This window comes from Vibrio spartinae (assembly GCF_024347135.1).
Taxonomy (GTDB): Bacteria; Pseudomonadota; Gammaproteobacteria; order Enterobacterales; family Vibrionaceae; genus Vibrio; species Vibrio spartinae.
This window is the reverse complement of the sequence record NZ_AP024907.1, coordinates 1,834,135-1,854,711: the sequence shown is the minus strand read 5'-3', so window position 1 is coordinate 1,854,711 and position 20,577 is coordinate 1,834,135. Positions and strand designations below refer to the sequence as shown.

17 protein-coding genes are annotated in these 20,577 nt (G+C 43.7%); 9 read left to right on the top strand and 8 right to left on the bottom strand.

Annotated elements, in window-relative coordinates:
* The first annotated feature begins 10 nt into the window (after positions 1-10).
* The 3 genes from OCU60_RS08225 to OCU60_RS08215 all read left to right on the top strand — a co-directional run bounded on the left by OCU60_RS08225 (position 11) and on the right by OCU60_RS08215 (position 4,309).
* Entirely contained in the window at positions 11-1,540 is a 1,530-nt protein-coding gene (locus OCU60_RS08225; RefSeq protein ID WP_074372415.1) for a tripartite tricarboxylate transporter permease, read from the top strand.
* 149 nt (positions 1,541-1,689) lie between these two features.
* Positions 1,690-3,585, top strand: coding sequence for a putative nucleotidyltransferase substrate binding domain-containing protein (locus OCU60_RS08220; RefSeq protein WP_074372414.1), 1,896 nt, complete (start codon positions 1,690-1,692; stop codon positions 3,583-3,585).
* A 1-nt stretch (position 3,586) separates the two neighbouring features.
* Positions 3,587-4,309 (top strand): 3'-5' exonuclease, encoded by a 723-nt coding sequence (locus OCU60_RS08215; protein ID WP_074372413.1) that lies wholly within the window; start codon positions 3,587-3,589, stop codon positions 4,307-4,309.
* 139 nt (positions 4,310-4,448) lie between these two features.
* Here the strand turns inward: OCU60_RS08215 and OCU60_RS08210 are convergent, their stop codons facing one another.
* Entirely contained in the window at positions 4,449-6,023 is a 1,575-nt protein-coding gene (locus tag OCU60_RS08210; RefSeq protein ID WP_074372412.1) for a BCCT family transporter, read from the bottom strand.
* 489 nt (positions 6,024-6,512) lie between these two features.
* Here OCU60_RS08210 and OCU60_RS08205 point away from each other — a divergent pair, with 489 nt between their 5' ends.
* A complete protein-coding gene (locus OCU60_RS08205) occupies positions 6,513-6,989 on the top strand; it encodes a MarR family winged helix-turn-helix transcriptional regulator (RefSeq protein ID WP_074372411.1) in 477 nt (158 codons plus the stop codon).
* 85 nt (positions 6,990-7,074) lie between these two features.
* On the opposite strand, the gene OCU60_RS08200 is transcribed toward OCU60_RS08205, so the two are convergent.
* A complete protein-coding gene (locus OCU60_RS08200) occupies positions 7,075-7,431 on the bottom strand; it encodes a MarR family transcriptional regulator (RefSeq protein WP_074372410.1) in 357 nt (118 codons plus the stop codon).
* A gap of 309 nt (positions 7,432-7,740) precedes the next feature.
* Here OCU60_RS08200 and OCU60_RS08195 point away from each other — a divergent pair, with 309 nt between their 5' ends.
* Positions 7,741-8,421: a DUF2982 domain-containing protein gene (locus OCU60_RS08195; RefSeq protein WP_074372409.1), complete on the top strand. Its 681-nt coding sequence runs from the start codon at positions 7,741-7,743 to the stop codon at positions 8,419-8,421.
* Here the strand turns inward: OCU60_RS08195 and OCU60_RS08190 are convergent.
* The 4 genes from OCU60_RS08190 to gyrA all read right to left on the bottom strand — a co-directional run bounded on the left by OCU60_RS08190 (position 8,415) and on the right by gyrA (position 13,404).
* Complete coding sequence (locus OCU60_RS08190) at positions 8,415-9,071, bottom strand: MBL fold metallo-hydrolase (protein WP_074372408.1); 657 nt, start codon at positions 9,069-9,071, stop codon at positions 8,415-8,417. The genes OCU60_RS08195 and OCU60_RS08190 overlap by 7 nt on opposite strands.
* 247 nt (positions 9,072-9,318) lie before the next feature.
* Positions 9,319-9,915 carry a GTP cyclohydrolase II gene (locus tag OCU60_RS08185; protein ID WP_074372407.1) on the bottom strand — a complete coding sequence of 199 codons (597 nt, stop codon included), beginning with the start codon at positions 9,913-9,915 and terminating at the stop codon, positions 9,319-9,321.
* A gap of 300 nt (positions 9,916-10,215) precedes the next feature.
* Positions 10,216-10,392 (bottom strand): hypothetical protein, encoded by a 177-nt coding sequence (locus OCU60_RS08180; protein WP_095533279.1) that lies wholly within the window; start codon positions 10,390-10,392, stop codon positions 10,216-10,218.
* 252 nt (positions 10,393-10,644) lie between these two features.
* Positions 10,645-13,404, bottom strand: a complete 2,760-nt coding sequence (gene gyrA / locus OCU60_RS08175; protein ID WP_074372406.1) for a DNA topoisomerase (ATP-hydrolyzing) subunit A — start codon at positions 13,402-13,404, stop codon at positions 10,645-10,647.
* A 384-nt stretch (positions 13,405-13,788) separates the two neighbouring features.
* Here gyrA and ubiG point away from each other — a divergent pair, with 384 nt between their 5' ends.
* The 4 genes from ubiG (at position 13,789) to yfaE (ending at position 18,720) form a co-directional block, all read left to right on the top strand.
* A complete protein-coding gene (ubiG, locus tag OCU60_RS08170) occupies positions 13,789-14,496 on the top strand; it encodes a bifunctional 2-polyprenyl-6-hydroxyphenol methylase/3-demethylubiquinol 3-O-methyltransferase UbiG (protein ID WP_074372405.1) in 708 nt (235 codons plus the stop codon).
* A gap of 429 nt (positions 14,497-14,925) precedes the next feature.
* Complete coding sequence (gene nrdA, locus OCU60_RS08165; RefSeq protein ID WP_074372404.1) at positions 14,926-17,214, top strand: class 1a ribonucleoside-diphosphate reductase subunit alpha; 2,289 nt, start codon at positions 14,926-14,928, stop codon at positions 17,212-17,214.
* A gap of 88 nt (positions 17,215-17,302) precedes the next feature.
* Positions 17,303-18,436 (top strand): class Ia ribonucleoside-diphosphate reductase subunit beta, encoded by a 1,134-nt coding sequence (gene nrdB, locus OCU60_RS08160; RefSeq protein ID WP_074372403.1) that lies wholly within the window; start codon positions 17,303-17,305, stop codon positions 18,434-18,436.
* A 2-nt stretch (positions 18,437-18,438) separates the two neighbouring features.
* A complete protein-coding gene (gene yfaE, locus OCU60_RS08155; protein WP_074372402.1) occupies positions 18,439-18,720 on the top strand; it encodes a class I ribonucleotide reductase maintenance protein YfaE in 282 nt (93 codons plus the stop codon).
* Positions 18,721-18,785: 65 nt separating this feature from the next.
* Here the strand turns inward: yfaE and OCU60_RS08150 are convergent, their stop codons facing one another.
* Both OCU60_RS08150 and OCU60_RS08145 read right to left on the bottom strand, forming a co-directional pair.
* On the bottom strand, positions 18,786-19,064 hold the full coding sequence (locus OCU60_RS08150; protein WP_074372401.1) for a 30S ribosomal protein S6 modification protein: 279 nt from the start codon (positions 19,062-19,064) through the stop codon (positions 18,786-18,788).
* Positions 19,065-19,335: 271 nt separating this feature from the next.
* Complete coding sequence (locus OCU60_RS08145; RefSeq protein ID WP_074372400.1) at positions 19,336-20,571, bottom strand: CinA family nicotinamide mononucleotide deamidase-related protein; 1,236 nt, start codon at positions 20,569-20,571, stop codon at positions 19,336-19,338.
* Between the last annotated feature and the right edge of the window lie 6 nt (positions 20,572-20,577).

The window sequence follows — 20,577 nt, the reverse complement described above, 5'->3', positions numbered from 1 at the left end:
GGAGACTGCAATGTTAGATGGAATTCTTCAGGGGCTCAGCACTGCAGTCCTACCGATGAATCTGATGATGGTGATTATCGGATGCTTTGTCGGTACATTTATCGGGATGTTACCGGGATTAGGGCCTATTTCAGCGATTGCTCTCATGATCCCTATTACCTATGGATTGGAACCCTCTTCCGGTTTGATTCTGATGGCCGGTGTCTACTACGGTGCAATCTTTGGTGGCTCAACCTCATCCATTTTGATTAATGCCCCCGGGTGCTCATCCACAGTCGTTACCGCTTTTGACGGATACCCGATGGCGCAAAAAGGACAGGCAGGCAAAGCATTAGCGCTGGCGGCCTACTCTTCATTTACGGGGGGAACACTCTCCGCCATCATGTTACTGTTTGCAGCCCCGGCACTCGCCACGGTCTCACTCAGTTTTCAATCAGCCGACTATTTTGCACTGATGTTAGTGGGGCTGTCAGCCGTCGCTGCTTTTGCCGGCAAAGGACAAGTTTTGAAAGCGTGGATGATGACAGTCTTAGGCCTGATGCTTTCTACCGTAGGAATTGATAAAGGGATCGGTGTTGAACGATTTACTTTTGGTTTAACGGATCTGATGGACGGATTTAGTTTTCTGATGCTCGCGATGGCAACGTTTGCCTTAGGCGAAACGTTAATGGGAATTCTGAAGCCAGACGCTGATTCAAGTCATACTGAAACCCAAAAAATGAGCGACCTCGGGAGCATGAAAATCAGTAAAGAAGAGTTTAAAGAGGCGGCTCCGGTTGCAATACGCTCTTCGATTCTGGGTTTCTTTACCGGTGTTTTACCCGGTGCAGGTGCCACTATTGCGGCATTCCTCAGCTATGGTATGGAACGAAATCTGGCCCCTAAAGATAAGAAAGAATTATTCGGTCATGGCTCAATTCGAGGGCTCGTTGCGCCTGAATCGGCCAACAATGCCTCTTCCAGTGGTTCATTCGTACCGTTACTGACTCTTGGTATTCCCGGTTCAGGCACAACAGCGATCATGCTCGGTGCACTGATTGCTTATGGGATTCAACCCGGGCCACGCTTATTCGTTGACCATCCGGATGTGTTCTGGTCAGTGATTATTTCAATGTACTTTGGCAATATCGTGTTAATTATTTTGAATCTTCCGCTGATTCCTTATATTTCACGCCTGCTTGCCGTACCAAGAACCGTTCTGCTACCGATGATTTTGTTTTTCTCTATTACCGGTGTCTATCTCGTATCATTCAATACGATGGATGTTTTCATCATGATTTTAATTGCGATCGGAGCTATCTTGTTACGACTGGCGAACTTTCCACTGGCGCCATTATTACTTGGATTCATTCTCGGTGGGTTGATGGAAGAAAATCTTCGGCGTGCCCTGATGATCAATGATGGCGAACTCAGTTTTCTCTGGGAAAGACCGATTACTTTAGCATTCACATCACTGGCAGTCTTGTTACTGATAAGTCCATTTATCAGTGCCATGTTCAGTCATCTGAAAACACGGAAAACCGCATTACATCACTCTTGAATTTGATATACAGCCCGGCACAAGCCGGGCTTTTTTTATCACTCCTGAATTTACTTTTTTTTAACAATTTCATTCTCTTCCATCGAACCCCACGTAACTTCCTGCTATGATGATAAAAAAGCTCGTTATCTCGTTATAGGGAAACCTACATGCATACAGAATTATTGGAAATTAAACAATTTCTTGCCCAATATCCACCATTCAACGAGTTTGAAGACGTAGTTCTTGAAGAGATCGTTCAACAGATAGAAATCACCTATTTTCGAAAAGGAACGCCGATCATTCAAAACGGTGGTGCGATTCAGGAGCTGTTCATGATCCGAAGTGGCGCGGTTGAGGTTTATCGACGCAAAGGTGAACTCTATAACCGTCTCTCACAAGGCGATCTGTTTGGTCAAATGGGATTATTGACCAACAACAAAGTCGTTTTTCCTGTCACTGCAATTGAAGATACATTGGTCTATCGAGTTCCAGAATCGCTGTTCCAGTCTCTGTATGATAATTACGAGATCTTTGCCGACTTTGTTGAGGTCAATGATAAAACTAGGCTCCGTCATGCGGTTTCCAGTACCGTAGAAACCAATGATCTGTCCACCGCCAAAGTTAAGAATTTACTGACAGGGGAAACCATCTGGATTTCCCCTGAAACATCGATCCATGAAACAGCGCAAAAAATGGCCGAAGAAAATGTCTCTGCCCTGCTGATATTGAATCCCGAGCAACCCACAGTAGACAGCCATGATGACAAATCTCAGTTAGGTATCATTACAGACAGAGACCTTTGTAGTCGAGTATTGGCCAATGGCATTTCTCCACAGCGTCCGATTCGTGAAGTGATGACAACTGAGCTGTTAACACTTGATCATAATGCTTATGTTTATGAAGCCATGATGGTGATGTTGCGTCAAAAAATTCACCATCTCCCTATTCTGAAAGAGAACAAACCGTTAGGCATACTCGAAACAACCGATTTGGTTCGTTATCAGTCGCAAAACTCACTATTATTAGTCAGTAGCATATTCCATCAAAATAGTGTGGACGATTTGGTTACGATTGCCGAGCAGGTGAAAGAGAGTTTTGTTCGTCTGGTTAATGAAGATGCAAATGCCCATATGATTGGCACTGCGATGTCAGTGATTGGCAGAAGCTTTAAACAACGGATTATTGAGCTGGCGGAAGTAGAATATGGTTCGCCACCGATCCCCTACTGTTTTCTGGCACTGGGTTCAATGGGAAGAGATGAACAACTGGTGGTCACGGATCAGGATAACGCGATTATTCTCGACAATCGTTATAATGCTAACAAACATGATACCTATTTCAGTAAACTCTCTCAGTTTGTTTGTGACGCACTCGCACGCTGCGGTTACAGCTATTGTACCGGTGGGATAATGGCAACGAATCCGATTTGGCGGATGACCCGTCAGGAATGGGAAGTTTGCTTCTCCGATTGGATTGATGATCCGAACCCTAAAGCGCTGCTGAATGCATCGATTTTTTTCGATCTGGATGGCGTCTATGGACAAACTCGCTGGGCAGAACAACTCAATCGGTTTATTGTCAGACGCGCCCAAAGAAGTCCGCGTTTCCTCGCTTGTCTAGCCCGTAATGCGTTGAACCGCACCCCACCACTGGGATTTTTCAAAAACTTTGTGATGGAAAAAGATGGTCGCCACAATAACTCCATCAACTTAAAACGACGAGGAACGGCACCGCTAGCCGATGTCATCCGGGTTCACGCCCTTGCCATTGGCTCACATGCGAAAAATTCATTTGAGCGATTGGATGATATTATCGAATCGGGTTTGCTCCCGAAAGGCGGTGGTGAAAACCTCAGAGATGCGCTTGAATTTATTTCAATGGTGCGTATTCGTCATCAGGCCTACGATGTTGAGAATCGCATTGAGCCGGACAACAATATTGAGCCGGAAAATCTCTCAGATTTTGAACGACGTAACCTAAAAGATGCATTTCAAATTTTGAGCAATGCGCAAAACTTTTTGAAATATCGTTATAAAGCTAACAGTTCACCACGTTCATCATAAAATGCTAAAAAAACTATTGAAAGCCCCCAGCATTGACTGGCAAAAGAAATATCAACTCAAACAGAAACGGGTTACACACCCGTCTCTCGACTATTTTTATCAACAATTACTACCAAATGCAGATACCCCGATTGAGGAAATCGAGTTTCTGGCTCTTGATTTTGAAACCACAGGGTTAAATCCGGCTAAAGATGAAATCGTGACGATTGGCGCGGTACCTTTCACGCTGGATCGAATTAAACTGAGTCAGTGTAAACATTGGCTGGTGAAACCTCGTCGTCCTTTGAAAGAATCATCCATCATTATTCATGGCATCACCCATACGGATATCATGGATGCTCCTGATTTAAATGATTTTATTGATGAAATTCTCCATCTAATGGCGGGAAAAATAACTGTCGTACATTACTATCCGATAGAACGACAGTTTCTCGACCAGGCACTTAAAAAAAGAATTAAGGAAGGCATTGAGTTTCCGGTCGTTGATACCATGAATATCGAAGAAAGAATTTTGGCACAGCAATCCGGTGGCATTTTCAATCTCATGAATAGTTTTAAGAAAAAGCCGTCAGTACGCTTAGGAAATACCAGAGAGCGCTACGGATTACCACTCTATCCACTACATGATGCACTGCTTGATGCACTCGCTACGGCTGAACTTCTTCAGGCACAGATCGCCAATCACTATGATCGCTCTCGCCCGGTTAGTGATTTTTGGATATAAAACTCTCATCTCATCAAGAGGGTACAAAAATCACGAAGCCGCATGTTCACTTTTTATATCTCCCCTCGCCCAAGGGGCGTTGTCCAGACAGAAAAAAGCCGACATCCGTCGGCTTTTTCAGTACAACCAAACCCATCAATTAATCTAATCGTTCGGTTCTCATGCCCATCACCAGACTGACACACATCATCAGCAGGACAAATGTAAATGGCAGTGCCGTCGAAATGGCACCCGCTTGCAATGCCTGAACCGCTTCCGTTCCACCAACCCATAACAATGCAATCGCAATGGCCCCCTCAATCGAAGCCCAGAAGATTCTCTGAGGGACAGGAGCATCAACCTTACCACCCGCGGTAATACTATCGATAACCAATGAACCTGAGTCAGAAGAGGTAATAAAAAATACCAAAACTAATACAACACCAATTAAAGAAAGTACTTTGCCGTAAGGCAAGACATCAAACATCTGGAACATAGCCAGTGAAACTTCAGTAATCCCTTTATGCCCCAGTTCACCAACTTGATGAACCACTTGATCAATTGCCATACCACCGAATACAGACATCCAAACCACTGTGACAAGTGTCGGAACAAAAAGCACCGCTGTAATAAATTCTCTGACAGTACGACCTTTTGAAACCCGGGCAATAAACATACCGACAAATGGTGACCAAGAGATCCACCAAGCCCAGTAGAATACAGTCCAGCCTTGGAACCATGCTTCGTCTTCACGACCATGAGGGTTACTCAAGGAAACAATATTTTCAATATAGGCGAGTAACGTAGTTTTAATGGAGTCAAACGTTACTGCGTAGCCAATCAATCCCACGGCAACCAACAGCAACAAAGCGATTATCATATTGATATTCGAAATGACTTTCACACCACCATCAATACCACGAACCACTGAAACAACAGCTAACATGGTGACGACGACAATGACAATCACCTGCAACCCAAGACCTGCTTCAATGCCGAAGACATGATGAATACCACTTGCTGCCTGTTGTGCACCAAGTCCCAATGATGTCGCTAATCCAAATAACGTTGCAACGACGGCAAGGATATCAACCAGATGTCCGGGCCATCCCCAAGCTCGGTCCCCGAGCAACGGATAAAAGATTGAGCGGATTGATAACGGCAACCCTTTGTTATAGCAGAAGAATGCTAGAGAAAGAGCGACAACGCCATAAATGGCCCACGGATGCAAACCCCAGTGGAACATGGTCGCCCCCAAAGCAAGCTTCGCAGCCTCCGGTGAATATGCTGCAACATTTAACGGTGTATTATACCATCCGGTATAATATGCCACAGGTTCAGCAACACTCCAGAACATCAGGCCTATCCCCATACCGGCAGCAAATAACATCGCCAGCCAAGAGACATAAGAGTAATCGGCCGTTGCCGATTGTCCACCTAAACGAATTTTGCCGAATGGTGAAACCACAAGAATCAAACAGAAAACCACAAAAATATTACCAGCCCAAATAAACAGCCAGTCAAAGTTACCGATGATTTTCCATTTGATACCGTCTAAAACAGATTTTGCAGTTTCAGGATCAGCAACTAGTGTTGCAACAAGGAACAACAGGATCAGCCCCGCGCTAATGCCAAATACAGGGTTATGGACATCAAAACCCCACTTCTGCACATTATCCTGCCCGACAGTGTAATCGGTACTGTCGATACTATACTTATCAATACCTTTGGTCATAATTCCCCTCTTTATGATTTAGCCTTCAAATTATTATTACCTATCCATAGGAAAATCAGCTAAAAATCATCTGAATACGCCATAAACAAATACGTAATGGTCATAGAATAATTTATCTTAAAAAAATCAATAACGCCATCAAATGGTTAAAATATAGCCTAAAAAATAGATAATACAGAGTTTTATGGTTAAAACTAAAACACATCTAGCGTGCTTCACTGACAAAATTGTTTTGTACACTAATATTTTATGTAGATTACAATATCGTAAAAAATCTTATGCTACAGTTTCGCAAACGACTGCATTGCAACAGAATGACATTCATGTCATCCTTTATCTGAACAATTCAGCAAGATACTTTTCAGTAACCTCCTTTTCTGGAGAAAATTGCAAAGAAAACGATGACATCAATACTTTTCTTCTGTAAACAAGTAAGGTAATGTCCGCGTTATTTATATTATTAAATCACTCAAAGTCTGGGTATTGATTTTGGAAAAACATGAAGAAGTACTGGTTGCTATACGCCAGATCATCCGAGCTATTGACCTTCATTCAAAGAAATTAAGCAAAATTGCAGGACTCACGGGACCACAACTGATACTGATGCGCTCTATCGAACAGTTAGGTGAAGTTACAATACGTGAGCTTTCTCGTAATACGAATATGAGTCAGGCAACAGCAACGACTATTCTTGATCGTCTGGAAAGAAATGGTTATGTGCGCCGCGTTCGTAGCGTGACAGACAAGAGAAAAGTTCACGCTCATCTGACGGAATTCGGTCTGGAGCTGTTACATAAAGCACCGCAACCCTTGCAGGATAATTTTGTTTCTCAGTTTCAGCAGTTGGAAGAATGGGAACAGACGTTACTACTATCTTCGATTCAGCGTCTTTCAGCAATGATGAAAGCAGATAATATAGATGTAGCACCGATGTTAGAAATCGGTAGTATTTTGAATCACGAGTAAAGCATAACTTGTAGAACAACCACTTATTTTCCCAAAAGATCCAGCCAATGACATCATGACTGGATCTTTTCAGTATATCTCAGGTTTAAGTGCGTTTATAAAGCACCTTATTCCCCGCCAGTTGCACTTTCTCAACAAGATTGTCTTCTAAAAGTTTTTTCAGTGCCCCTGTTGCCCAACTAGCCGCTTTTGTTTCTTCTTGGCCCGCTTCTAGTCCTATGCTTTTCGGATTAATTCCATCCGCATATTGAGTCACAATGTCTAGCACTTGAGCCTGCTTCGGGGTGAGATTTTCATTGACGATTTTCGCTACCTTTGGCTGACTCGCAGAAACGGGGAGCTGCGGCTTGGTTTCAGACTGTTTTAAAGTCGGTTTTACAGCAAAGGCTTTCATGCGCTTTTGCAGTTTATTCTGCACATTACGCTTGTGAGCAAGTCTCATCGAATATTCTCCATTACAACTGCCGAGACAGTATTCATTAAACAAAGTGCGGTTTATATCAAAATTTTGTCTTAATTTATAGACAGCAGAAATGATTTGGCATGAAAAGTCCACTTTTAGGCCGAAAGCGATTAAAAACCAAGCAAATTGGCATGAATAAAACAACAATGAGGCAAGAGCATTGTATCTTGTGAATACTTGGCGATACTATGTTCAGATAATTTCAAGTGTCAGCTCCCAAGTCGTTATTTCTTCTGGATAATCACCGACTGAAGAAAGAGCATAGAGCCAAATGATTGTGGAACAGATATGCAGACAGTTCATCTTTCGAATTTTGAATTTGATTTTCAGCAGCGATCTGTACGTTTAATGATGATTGCGTATGCCACGGTCGCCCTGCTTATCATCATGACGGCAAACACATTCTCTCTGGCTTTGGTTTATACCGCATTATTCTCCGGAGCCGCAGTGCTGCTCTATTGGCTGATCCGCAAAAGTCAGGTGCGCTATACGCTGACCGCAACCCACTTTCAACAACATACGTTTCGGGGCGGTTGGGTGGTCAAATGGAACAATATCCAAGAGATTAACCAATGCACCTATAATATTGATGGCTGGCATCAACCGCTACCATGGGTTGGTATCCGCTTGAAGTCCTACTCACCTTATCTTAACAGTATTTGCCCACGTATTATCAGTGAGATGTTACTGTCTCAGCGTGGACTGCTCTATCTGGGCATGAAACAACATCATATCCGACTCTCTGAGTTTGAAGATATTGTTTTGGATCCGAGTGTATATAAATCAGCAGACGGACAGCTATATTCCGGTTTACTGGCGATGCTGGCAAACCGAATGAGCTACCAAAGAAATTATCATGGGTATGATATATTCATCCCCATGAGTGATTTGGGCATTCAAGGAGATGAACTGATTGGCATGGCCCGGCGCTATATTGCAGCAGCGGAACCGGAGCAATCCCGTCAATAGAGTGGCATTTCATCAGCAACAAAGGGATTTGAAGCACGTTCATGACCAAAAGTTGATTGTGGACCATGCCCGGGAATAAACGTAACATCATTGCCCAATGGCCAAAGCTTAGTTTTGATCGAACGAATTAATGTCTCGAAGTCACCTTGAGGAAAGTCTGTTCTTCCGATACTTCCCTGAAACAAAACGTCACCGACAAAAGCAACCTTTGCTGATTCACAGAACAAACAAACATGACCCGGTGTATGACCCGGCGTGTGATAAACCTGAAGCTCTTGCCGACCAAAAGAAACCGAATCTCCCTCATTCAACCACTGATCGGGGTCAAACGATATCGTCCGGGGAAAACCAAACATCTGACTTTGATTTTCCAGCTCTTGTAGCCAAAATTGATCGGCCAGATGAGGGCCAATAATATCGACAGCGCCAAGCGATTGTTGCAACGCCTGCGTCCCACCAACATGATCGAGATGTCCATGCGTTAAAACGATATGTACAATTTGTACACCTAACCCCTGAATCACTTCTGCAAGATGCTTTTCATCACCACCGGGATCAATCACGATGCCCTTCATTGTTTCATCACACCAAACAATTGAGCAATTCTGAGCAAAAGCCGTTACGGGGACAATTTGATATTGAAGAGACATATTTTTCCTTATAAAACCCAATGTCAGTGAACTATGACACTCCAAGATAGGTTTGACAAGGAGCGGCTACGAAGCGAATCGTACATTCAAAATGCCTCCTGCACTCACCACAAACGCCAGTCTGAGAGCCACTCTTTCCTGTCGTAATGAACGCAGAGGCAATATGATTTCCATGAGATGGAATAACGCTAAAACATATAAACATCGATGAGGCGATGAGGTGGATAATCAGTGATAATGGTCTCACTTACAATGAGAGTTTATGCTTACCATAACTGACTTTTGCTTTCAGATAGTTGGCATTACCTGCTTTTATATGGGCTGCCGTATGGACTATCTCGACAATTTCAATGCCGTATGTTTTCAAATCATTCACTTTCTTGGGGTTATTCGTGACTAAGCGAATTTTAGTGATATTCAGTGCCTTCAGCATTTGGGCTGCTTCAGAAAACTCTCTGAGGTCGTCATCAAAACCAAGCTCTCGGTTTGCTTCGTAAGTATTCAACCCCTGACTTTGAAGGCGATACGCATCAATTTTATTATATAAACCAATTCCTCGTCCTTCCTGACGAAGGTAAAGGATAATTCCACCCAGCTCTCCCATTTTCGTGATAGTTTCTTCTAGTTGTTCACCACAGTCACATCTTGATGAGTGGAACACATCACCTGTCAGACACTCTGAATGCATTCTCACTAAAGGAATTTCTTGATTTAAGTCTGCAGATTTAAAAATCAAAGCAACGTGTTCTTTCTCTGTATTCAAACCGTTAAAAGAGAGGATCTCAGCATCAATATCACTTTTTGCTCCAACTTTTAAATCCACTCTGGCTCGGACATCCGCCATATCAGTACTCTCTTACTCAGATATATTCATATCGATAACAATCAAAACATTTCGCATTTACGTCTCCCTCGCGAATCCGAGGTGACGTTATAATATTACAAATAGAAAATACCACTAGATGTCCGAGAGAAAAAGAGATTATTCTATATTGCTGCGCAATCCTTTCAGATCATACGCATCAAACGCCATTGAACCGACTGATAAACAGCACCATATATTGCATCACTGAAAGTTTTCAACATAAAAAACCCGGTAATCTATTGATTCACCGGGTTTCTTATATACATGAGTCGCTACCTGTTAATGCGTCTGCGATTTCTTCCACATGATAAGCTCGATCCAGACTCTTTCAATCTGCTCCAGCTCTTCATCAGTTAAAAGTGACAATGTTGAAGACGTATCTGGAAATGTATACGCGTGCTGCGACATAATCTGCTGGTAGAAGTCTTTCTTCAACTGAGTTACTTGAGAGTCCACTGCATCTATCCATTATCGGTAACAAGTGAAAAAATTTTATCACTTTCTCATTTATTGTCCTATGAAAATTAAATTATTGGAATGACCGTCACATTTAATGTCACTTTTCTTTGCTAAGAGCAACTGATTAACTTGTTAATTTCATTATTCATTCCGCTGTCAATCCCAGACAGAGCTATAACAAGCGGCCAATAGGATAAAAAAACCGGGCAAAAAGCCCGGTTTCATGAGAGTTATCGCGATTAGTCAGAATTAATCATCTTCAGACAGATCTTGCTCATCTGAATCATTATCCTCATTTGGCGATACCGCTTCTGATGACGAAGATGCTTCCTCAGGTGCATCACCTTCACCTGTCAGAACACCTTCAGATTCGACGTCAATATCGATATCTGCGTCTTCTACTTCTACTTCTACTTCTTCAATTCGCTGTAGGCCAACAACTTTTTCGTCCTCTGATGTACGAATCAGTGTCACGCCCTGAGTATTACGACCAACCTGACTCACTTCTCCGACACGGGTTCGAACCAGTGTGCCAGCATTGGTGATCATCATAAATTCATCACCGCAGTCCACCTGTACGGCACCGACGACACAACCGTTACGGTCAGACACTTTGATTGAAACAACCCCCTGAGTACCACGGCCTTTCGTTGGGTATTCAGACAGGCTGGTGCGCTTACCATAACCATTTTCAGTGACTGTGAGTACATCACCATCGGTCTTCGGTACAATTAACGATACCACCTGATCACCATCAGCCAGTTTCATGCCTCGCACACCAGATGCAGTACGACCCATTGGTCTCACGCCTTTGAATTTGATCTCCGGCTGGCCATCTTCATCCAGCACTGGTTGACCATTTTCATCCACGACGGCGATTTCTTCTGCTTCTTTAAAGCGAACGACTTTACCGAATTTAGAGAACAACATAATCTCACTGTTCCCATCCGTAATATCGACACCAATCAATGAATCGTCATCTCGCAAGTTCACAGCAATCAAGCCGTTGGAGCGAACATTGGCAAACTGATCAAGCGGCGTTTTCTTCACCGTCCCATCACCGGTTGCCATAAAGATAAACTTATCTTCAGAATATTCAGCAACTCGAAGAATAGCAGTAATCCGCTCATTTTCTTCCAGCGGAAGGATATTATTGATTGGCTTTCCTCGTGCAGTCCGAGTCGCATGAGGTAACTGATACACTTTGAGACGATAAGTTTTACCCCGTGTCGAGAAACACAGAATGTTATCATGTGTATTCGCCACGAGCAGACGTTCGATATAATCTTCGTCTTTCATCTTCGTGGCACTTTTACCCTTACCACCACGACGCTGTGACTCATAATCACTCAGTGATTGATATTTCACATATCTTTCATGAGATAAGGTCACGACCACATCTTCACGTGCAATCAGCTCTTCCAGATCAATATCATGTGAGGCCGCTGTAATTTCTGTCAAACGCTGATCACCGAAACCATTTCTGACCGTTTCCAGTTCTTCCCGGATGACTTCCATGAGACGTTCAGTGCTGGAAAGGATCAACATTAATTCAGCGATTTCCTCCAGGAGTACCTTGTACTCATCCAGAATTTTCTCATGCTCAAGACCGGTCAGTCGGTGCAGTCTTAACTCAAGAATCGCTTGCGCCTGTTGTTCAGTCAGGAAATACAGCCCATCACGGATACCATATTGTGGTTCCAGCCAGTCAGGTCGTGCAGAATCCCCTCCCGCACGTTCCAGCATCGCTGCAACATTCCCCAAAGACCAACCACGCGCCAATAGACCCGCTTTTGCTTCTGCCGGTGTTGGTGCACGACGAATCAACTCGATAATGTCATCGATATTTGCCAGTGCAAGCGCCAGACCTTCAAGGATATGGGCACGATCTCGTGCTTTGCGTAATTCGAAAATTGTACGGCGGGTAACCACTTCACGGCGATGGTTAACAAAACACTTTAACAGCTCTTTCAGGTTAAACAGTTTGGGCTGACCATTATCAAGAGCGACCATATTGATACCGAAAGTCGTTTGCAACTGAGTCTGTGAATACAGGTTGTTCAGTACCACTTCTCCGACAGCATCACGCTTACATTCGATAACAATACGCATCCCATCTTTATCGGACTCATCACGTAGTGCACTGATACCTTCGACTTTTTTATCTTTGACCAGTTCTGCGATCTTCTCGATCAGACGTGCTTTATTGACCTGATAAGGAATTTCAGTAACAACAATGGTTTCACGACCATTCTTTTCGGTTTCGATATCCGCTTTAGAGCGGAGATAGATTTTTCCTCGTCCCGTTTTATAAGCATCAATGATGCCTTTCCGTCCGCTAATCATTGCTGCGGTTGGAAAATCCGGGCCCGGAATGTATTCGATTAATTCATCAATCGTAATCTCTTCATTATCAATGAAAGCAAGGCACCCATCGATAACTTCCCCTAAATTATGAGGAGGAATGTTGGTCGCCATACCGACCGCAATCCCAGAAGAACCATTGACCAACAAGTTCGGAACTTTTGTTGGTAATACGGCTGGAATTTGCTCGGTATCATCGTAGTTTGAAACATAATCAACGGTTTCTTTATCCAGATCGGCAAGCAACTCATGGGCAATTTTTGACATCCGAACTTCGGTATAACGCATTGCTGCCGCAGAATCACCATCAATCGAGCCAAAGTTGCCCTGACCATCGACCAGCATATAACGAAGTGAAAACGGTTGTGCCATCCGTACAATTGTGTCGTAGACGGCACTATCACCATGGGGGTGATATTTACCGATGACATCGCCGACAACGCGAGCCGATTTTTTATAGGGTTTATTCCAATCATTCCCCAACACGCTCATTGCGTATAGTACCCGACGGTGCACAGGTTTAAGTCCGTCACGTGCATCAGGAAGTGCCCGACCTACAATGACCGACATTGCATAATCAAGGTATGAGCCTCTCAGCTCATCTTCTATACTGACAGGCGTGATCTCTTTAGCTAGATCGCTCATAGAGCCATTGTCCCTCTATAGTTTGATCGTATATTCGATACGTATAAGACCGGAAAATATAACACAGGTTTTGCTACTTCGGCATCACTTTCACTCTCCTTTTCTCAGCTTGTCACATCGGTCGCGAATTAACTGCCTATATTTTACTCACTTCGTCAAGAGTCATTGATTCATCAGTGCATTTTTTCGACGCATAACACAATCAACTTTTGACAGTCATCAGTATAATTAGCGAGCCGGAATCAATCGATGAGATGAATAAATGGTAAATATTGCTTGTTTCAGAGACTGAAACTTTCGGGGGCATTGCATTTCTGTATAATACGACGAGCAAAACGATACATCGCGATTGCGACAATGTAGATATCAACAACGGATCTGAAAATGACAACACAGAATGTGGACCCGAAAGAAATTCAAAAGTTTGAAGACATGGCTTCCCGATGGTGGGATCTGGAAGGAGAGTTTAAACCACTACATCAAATCAACCCACTTCGCCTAGATTATGTTTTGCAACAAGCCAATGGACTATTCGGTAAACAAGTTCTGGATGTCGGATGCGGTGGTGGCATTCTCACTGAGAGTATCGCGCGCGAGGGCGCGACTGTCACAGGCCTCGACATGGGAAAAGAGCCGCTGGAAGTTGCACGACTCCACGCATTAGAAAGCCATTTACAAATTGATTATGTCCAGACAACCATTGAAGAACACGCCCTACACCATCCAGCAGCTTATGATGTGGTCACATGTATGGAAATGATCGAACATGTCCCTGAACCTCAATCTATTATTCAGGCGTGTGCCCGACTGGTTAAGCCCGGTGGACATGTGTTCTTTTCAACCCTGAACCGTAACTTGAAATCCTATCTATTTGCGATTGTCGGTGCAGAGAAGTTGCTGAAGATTGTACCGGAAGGCACACATGACCATGAGAAATTTATTCGTCCTTCAGAGTTATTCCGGATGATTGATCAGACACCGCTGCAAGAGCGAGGGATCACGGGGCTACACTACAATCCCTTCACTCAGACATATCGTCTCGGGCATCGAGTCGATGTCAATTATATTGTGCATACAATATTGCCCGAATAGTCTCTTTCGATTCCTTATATAAAGTAAGTGCATCGGCTTGCTAATGCTCAATTTTCATACATATTGACGAAATTAACATCAGGCATTTGATCTGATCATTTGCCTCTAAAGATCAAGCGGTTTTTTTTTCATTTTAGTAGAACTTCACTCAAATAAATCTTCCCTGTTTTTGCCATTCTCTTGTAAGCACAGGTTCTCAGTAAGCAGCTACTAACAAAAAAATTTCATGCGATGGTTATCCACAAGATGTCCCCTGATGACAGACTTGAAATAAGCCCGTAATAGCACTATCTTGTAATCCGCAAGGCACGAAGACCCTATATATTGTGTTTTGCGTATAATATTATTTATATCAGATAAGCATGCCCCTAAATCTCAAATAATTCATAGTCGGCCTTATCAGTTTTTTTGTTAGGGAAATAAAGCAGAATGAACCAACAACTCACAGTTACGAAACGCGATGGACGTAAAGAGCAAATTGATCTAGATAAGATCCATCGGGTTATCGCATGGGCAGCAGAAGAACTGCACAATGTATCGGTTTCGCAAGTTGAACTCCGAGCCCATATCCAGTTTTATAATGGCATCACCACTTCCGACATTCACGAGACACTGATTAAATCCGCAGCCGATCTGATCTCCGAAGATTCGCCAGATTATCAATATCTTGCTGCCAGACTTGCTGTATTCCATTTGAGAAAAAAAGCATATGGTCAATATGAGCCGCCCACATTATTCGACCATGTGACAAAACTGGTTGAGATGGGCAAGTATGACCGTCATCTCATCGAAGATTATACCCAAGCAGAGTGGGCAGAACTGGGCAACTATATCGATCATCGCCGCGATCTGAATTTCTCTTATGCTGCCGTTAAGCAGTTGGAGGGTAAGTATTTCGTCCAAAACCGTGTTACCGGACAAATCTATGAGAGTGCCCAATTCCTGTACATTCTGGTCGCAGCCTGCCTGTTTGCCAAATATCCTCAGGAAACACGCCTGAGCTATATCAAACGTTTCTATGATGCGACATCAAAGTTTCAGATCTCGTTACCAACGCCGATTATGTCAGGTGTCCGTACACCGACACGTCAATTCAGCTCCTGTGTTTTGATTGAGTGTGGTGACAGCCTCGACTCGATCAATGCAACATCGAGTTCTATCGTCCGTTACGTATCACAGCGGGCAGGCATTGGTATCAATGCTGGTCGTATTCGTGCGCTGGGTTCTGAAATCCGTGGCGGAGAAGCATTTCACACCGGTTGTATCCCTTTCTATAAATATTTCCAAACCGCTGTAAAATGTTGCTCTCAAGGTGGTGTTCGCGGGGGGGCTGCGACAGTCTTTTACCCATTGTGGCATCGCGAATCACAATCACTGCTGGTCCTTAAAAATAACCGTGGTGTTGAAGAAAACCGAGTCCGCCATATGGACTACGGTGTTCAGCTCAACAAGCTAATGTATACACGTCTGGTTCAGGGCGGCAATATTTCTTTGTTCTCCCCTTCTGATGTACCGGGGCTCTACGACGCTTTCTTCCAAGATCAGGCTGAGTTTGAGCGTTTGTATGCTCAGTACGAAAATGACGCTTCGATCAAGAGAGAAACTGTGAAAGCGGTTGAACTCTTTACCCTGCTGATGCAAGAGCGAGCTTCTACCGGACGGATCTATATCCAAAACGTTGATCACTGCAATACCCATAGTCCGTTTGATGCCAGTGTTGCCCCGGTTCGCCAATCGAATCTGTGCCTTGAAATTGCGCTGCCAACCAAGCCATTGAGCAATGTTGAAGATGACGAAGGTGAAATTGCACTGTGTACGCTGTCTGCCTTTAACCTCGGTGCAATTCAGTCTCTGGATGACTTTGAAGGTCTCTCTGATCTTGTTGTCCGCGCACTGGATGCCCTGCTTGATTATCAAGATTACCCACTTCCCGCAGCGCGTAAAGCAACCATGAATCGCCGGACGCTGGGTGTTGGTGTGATCAACTATGCCTATTATCTGGCAAAACACGGGGTCAAATATTCTGACGGTAGCGCGAATGCCCTCACACACCGTACTTTTGAAGCCATGCAATATTATTTGCTCAAAGCATCAATGAATTTGGCGAAAGAGCAAGGTCGCTGTCCTGCTTTCAATGAAACCAACTATGCGAAAGGCCTCATGCCGGTTGATACCTACAAAAAGGATATCGATCAACTTTGTGCTGAACCACTGCACTATGATTGGGGTCAGCTTCGCGCCGATATCATGGAATATGGTTTGAGAAACTCAACGCTGACCGCACTGATGCCTTCAGAAACATCTTCTCAGATTTCAAATGCAACCAATGGAATTGAGCCTCCACGTGGTTATATTTCAGTGAAAGCATCTAAAGACGGGATTTTGAAACAGGTTGTTCCTGAGTTTACTGAGTTGAAATCTAACTACGAGCTCTTGTGGAATATCGGTTCAAATGAAGGCTATCTGCATCTTGTCAGTATTATGCAAAAATTTATCGACCAATCGATTTCGGCAAATACAAACTATGACCCGACGCGTTACGAGAGTGGCAGGGTGCCGATGAAGCAACTGCTTCAGGATCTACTGACTGCCTACAAATTTGGCGTGAAAACCCTGTATTATCACAATACGAGAGATGGCGCGAAAGACGATCAGAATGATGCGACTTCATCAATCGCTGAAGATGATGATTGTGCCGGTGGCGCTTGTAAGATTTAACGCGTATACCGTATAGAATTTTTCTCTGTCAACATATACCAGTTTTACACCCTCTCTCAACGAGAGGGTGAAATAGATTGAGGCGACTATGGCTTACAGCACTTTTACACAAAAAAAGAACAACCAGCTCAAAGAACCGATGTTTCTTGGTCAACCTGTAAACGTGGCACGTTATGACCAACAAAAATATGAGATCTTCGAAAAATTAATTGAGAAACAGCTCTCTTTCTTCTGGCGTCCCGAAGAAGTCGATGTTTCGACAGATCGAATCAACTACAACAATCTACCGGATCATGAAAAGCATATTTTCATCTCCAATCTGAAATATCAGACGCTGCTCGATTCCATCCAGGGACGCAGTCCAAACGTCGCACTCCTTCCTTTAGTGTCACTGCCTGAATTGGAAACATGGATTGAAACGTGGTCTTTCTCTGAAACGATTCACTCTCGGTCATACACCCATATTATCCGTAATATCGTCAATGACCCCGCAGTCGTTTTCGATGATATTGTTGAAAATGAACACATCATTAAACGAGCCGGTGACATTGCCTATTATTATGATGAACTGATCAAATTGACCAACGACTATCACCGTTATGGTGAAGGCAAACATGAGATCAATCATCAGACTGTCGTTGTCAGCCTCCATGAATTAAAGAAAAAGCTCTATTTGTGTCTGATGTCAGTCAACGCACTTGAAGCGATTCGTTTTTACGTCAGCTTTGCCTGCTCTTTTGCCTTTGCGGAGCGAGAGCTGATGGAAGGCAATGCCAAAATTATCAAGCTGATTGCTCGCGATGAGGCACTCCACCTGACCGGCACACAGCATATGCTTAACCTCCTGCGCAATGGTCAGGATGATTTTTCGTTCATTCAGATCGCAGAAGAGTGTAAGCAAGAGTGTTTTGATCTGTTTAAGACTGCAGCCGAGCAAGAGAAAGAGTGGGCAGAATATCTGTTCAAAGATGGCTCAATGATTGGTCTGAACAAAGATATCCTCTGTCAATATGTCGAGTATATAACCAATATCCGTATGCAAGCTGTCGGGCTGGAAGTGGCTTATCCGGAGGCAGTCAATAACCCGATTCCTTGGATTAATGCTTGGTTATCCTCAGATAATGTTCAGGTTGCCCCTCAGGAAGCAGAGATCAGCTCATATCTGGTCGGCCAGATTGATAATCAAGTGAACCTTGATGACTTTGAAGGCTTTGAGCTGTAATCATGCCAACCATCAAAATCAATCAGACGCTCACAATCGAATCCAATGGCTCCGAGACATTACTTGAGACCATGGAAAACGCTGGGCTGAATGTTGAATATAATTGCAGAGACGGGCACTGTGGTGCCTGTCGATGTAAGTTATCTGCGGGGGAAGTTGAGTATGTGGGTTTTGCGCTCGCGTATACCCGGTCTGATGAAATCTTACCTTGTATTTGCCGGGCAAGTGGTCAATCGATAGAACTTCAGGATGTTCATTACAAGCATAAAGTGAAGCGAGCCTAGCCGATTACCATCAAATCAACAATCTATCTGATGTTTATCACACGGCTATGGCTGATTTCTAGTCGCTATAGCCGGGCCTCAGTTTTTCCGGCTTCAGCAAGTCGTTGTGCTTTTCCCAATAACTGATCAGCGGTCAACATTGAAATTGCTTTATCGGCAATCTTACGTCCATCATCTCCAAACAGTGAAATATGATAGCCCAAATCACTCATCAAGTCGTTTTCCGTCGGTGTATCTAACCAAAGCGAAACCAGTCGATCACTCATATCCTGATATGCTTCTCCCAAAACAACTTGTTGACTTGCAACTTTGTACCAAACAAGAATCTTTGAATGACTCTGCATGTCAGCCTCCTGCCGTATCCGTTTTACGAGATTTTAGTTTAGCGTGGATAGGACACTCTTGGGTATAACCATTTTTGAGGGAATGAGGAAACACTTAAGAAATCATCGGATTAAACATTAGACAATTTACGCATAAAGAATAATCATATTTTCTTTGAAATTATAAGGTGGCAATTCAAAGTATTACCCCCTATCAAATGTGATGACTAACATGATACGGGGGGAGACACATACCGGAGCAAAACGATACATCTGAATATAATATGTTGATTTATAAGGATGTTGCCGGAATATAAATTTGTTTCTCGGACAGAGTCGATGAATACTTGCCAAAAACAGGTTTTGAGGATAAGTAACGCAACAACATATCCGCAGCAATCGTACCGATCAAAATTTTTCGCTCATCAGCGCGATAATCCCGTTTGAATTTTAGCTGCTGTGCCCACTCCCCTTCAGAGGCTGATAACGCCAATGTAAAACCATCTTCGCGAAACTCCCCCGTCACGAGAGCGAGCTCTGTCTCACTTTTCTCTTTCGTCGCACTGGCTAATGCCAAAACGGCAGAAACCGAGTCTTGATCAGACATTTTTCCAGAGACTTTCGGACTTAGCACCCAACTACTCCCGCATTGTTCAAAGATCGCATCATCACTAAACAGCCAATCCACCAGCCAGCCTCGTGTTGACTGTTCAGCAATTGCCAGTGTTTTACCACTGTCATACATAACTTGAGAAAGCTGGGCCAGCATCGGCTGATCAATACTGACGGTCCACTCGGACACGTGGGTAAAAATATCTTCCATTAAACGGTACATTTCATTGTCTTGCCCTGCCGGTCCGAACAATTTGACTTCAATAAAAGGAAGGTAAGCACGAAAACCCAGTAGATATTCGTCAGGCAGTTCAACCTGATGGAGTAAGTCTTCTAAAACAGACTCGGACGACCCTAACGTGTATAAACGATGGCAAACTAGATCAGAGCTATCCGGAAACTGTTGCTTTAAATCCGGCAGCACTTGCTCGCTGATCATTTTTTGAAACTCTGACGGGACTCCGGGGGTGAAATAACAAAGGCAACCATGAATTTCCACTTTAAACCCACAAGCGGTTCCTATGGGGTTATCCAAGATCGTTGCATGTTCCGGTAACATTGCTTGCTTGATATTACTGTCAGACATAACCAAGTTACGCTGAGCGAAACGAACTTTCATTGTTTCAAGCCAGTCTGGAAATAACACCAACTGCTGCTCAGCCGCCTCTGCTGCGACTTCGGTAGACAGATCGTCGCTGGTTGGTCCCAAACCACCATTGACAATCAAAACATCTGAATTTAAAGCCAGCATCAGAATTTCATCACGCAACATCTGACGGTTATCGCCAGTGGTTGAACGCTTTGTCAGTGGGTAGCCTTGTTCAAAAAAAAGGCTGGACAACCATGTCGCATTCGTATCTTGAATATCACCATGGAGTACTTCTTCACCGGTACTAAGCATCGCAACTTTTAGCATCACTAA

Bases quoted from the DNA above. Each gene is read 5' to 3' on its own strand.
- OCU60_RS08150 (WP_074372401.1), bottom strand. From the start codon at position 19,064: ATGCAGAGTCATTCAAAGATTCTTGTTTGGTACAAAGTTGCAAGTCAA.
- OCU60_RS08215 (WP_074372413.1), top strand. From the start codon at position 3,587: ATGCTAAAAAAACTATTGAAAGCCCCCAGCATTGACTGGCAAAAGAAA.
- OCU60_RS08185 (WP_074372407.1), bottom strand. From the start codon at position 9,915: ATGGCGGATGTCCGAGCCAGAGTGGATTTAAAAGTTGGAGCAAAAAGT.
- OCU60_RS08200 (WP_074372410.1), bottom strand. From the start codon at position 7,431: ATGAGACTTGCTCACAAGCGTAATGTGCAGAATAAACTGCAAAAGCGC.
- OCU60_RS08145 (WP_074372400.1), bottom strand. From the start codon at position 20,571: ATGCTAAAAGTTGCGATGCTTAGTACCGGTGAAGAAGTACTCCATGGT.
- yfaE (WP_074372402.1), top strand. From the start codon at position 18,439: ATGCCAACCATCAAAATCAATCAGACGCTCACAATCGAATCCAATGGC.
- gyrA (WP_074372406.1), bottom strand. From the start codon at position 13,404: ATGAGCGATCTAGCTAAAGAGATCACGCCTGTCAGTATAGAAGATGAG.
- OCU60_RS08195 (WP_074372409.1), top strand. From the start codon at position 7,741: ATGCAGACAGTTCATCTTTCGAATTTTGAATTTGATTTTCAGCAGCGA.
- OCU60_RS08210 (WP_074372412.1), bottom strand. From the start codon at position 6,023: ATGACCAAAGGTATTGATAAGTATAGTATCGACAGTACCGATTACACT.
- OCU60_RS08225 (WP_074372415.1), top strand. From the start codon at position 11: ATGTTAGATGGAATTCTTCAGGGGCTCAGCACTGCAGTCCTACCGATG.
- nrdB (WP_074372403.1), top strand. From the start codon at position 17,303: ATGGCTTACAGCACTTTTACACAAAAAAAGAACAACCAGCTCAAAGAA.
- nrdA (WP_074372404.1), top strand. From the start codon at position 14,926: ATGAACCAACAACTCACAGTTACGAAACGCGATGGACGTAAAGAGCAA.
- ubiG (WP_074372405.1), top strand. From the start codon at position 13,789: ATGACAACACAGAATGTGGACCCGAAAGAAATTCAAAAGTTTGAAGAC.
- OCU60_RS08190 (WP_074372408.1), bottom strand. From the start codon at position 9,071: ATGTCTCTTCAATATCAAATTGTCCCCGTAACGGCTTTTGCTCAGAAT.
- OCU60_RS08220 (WP_074372414.1), top strand. From the start codon at position 1,690: ATGCATACAGAATTATTGGAAATTAAACAATTTCTTGCCCAATATCCA.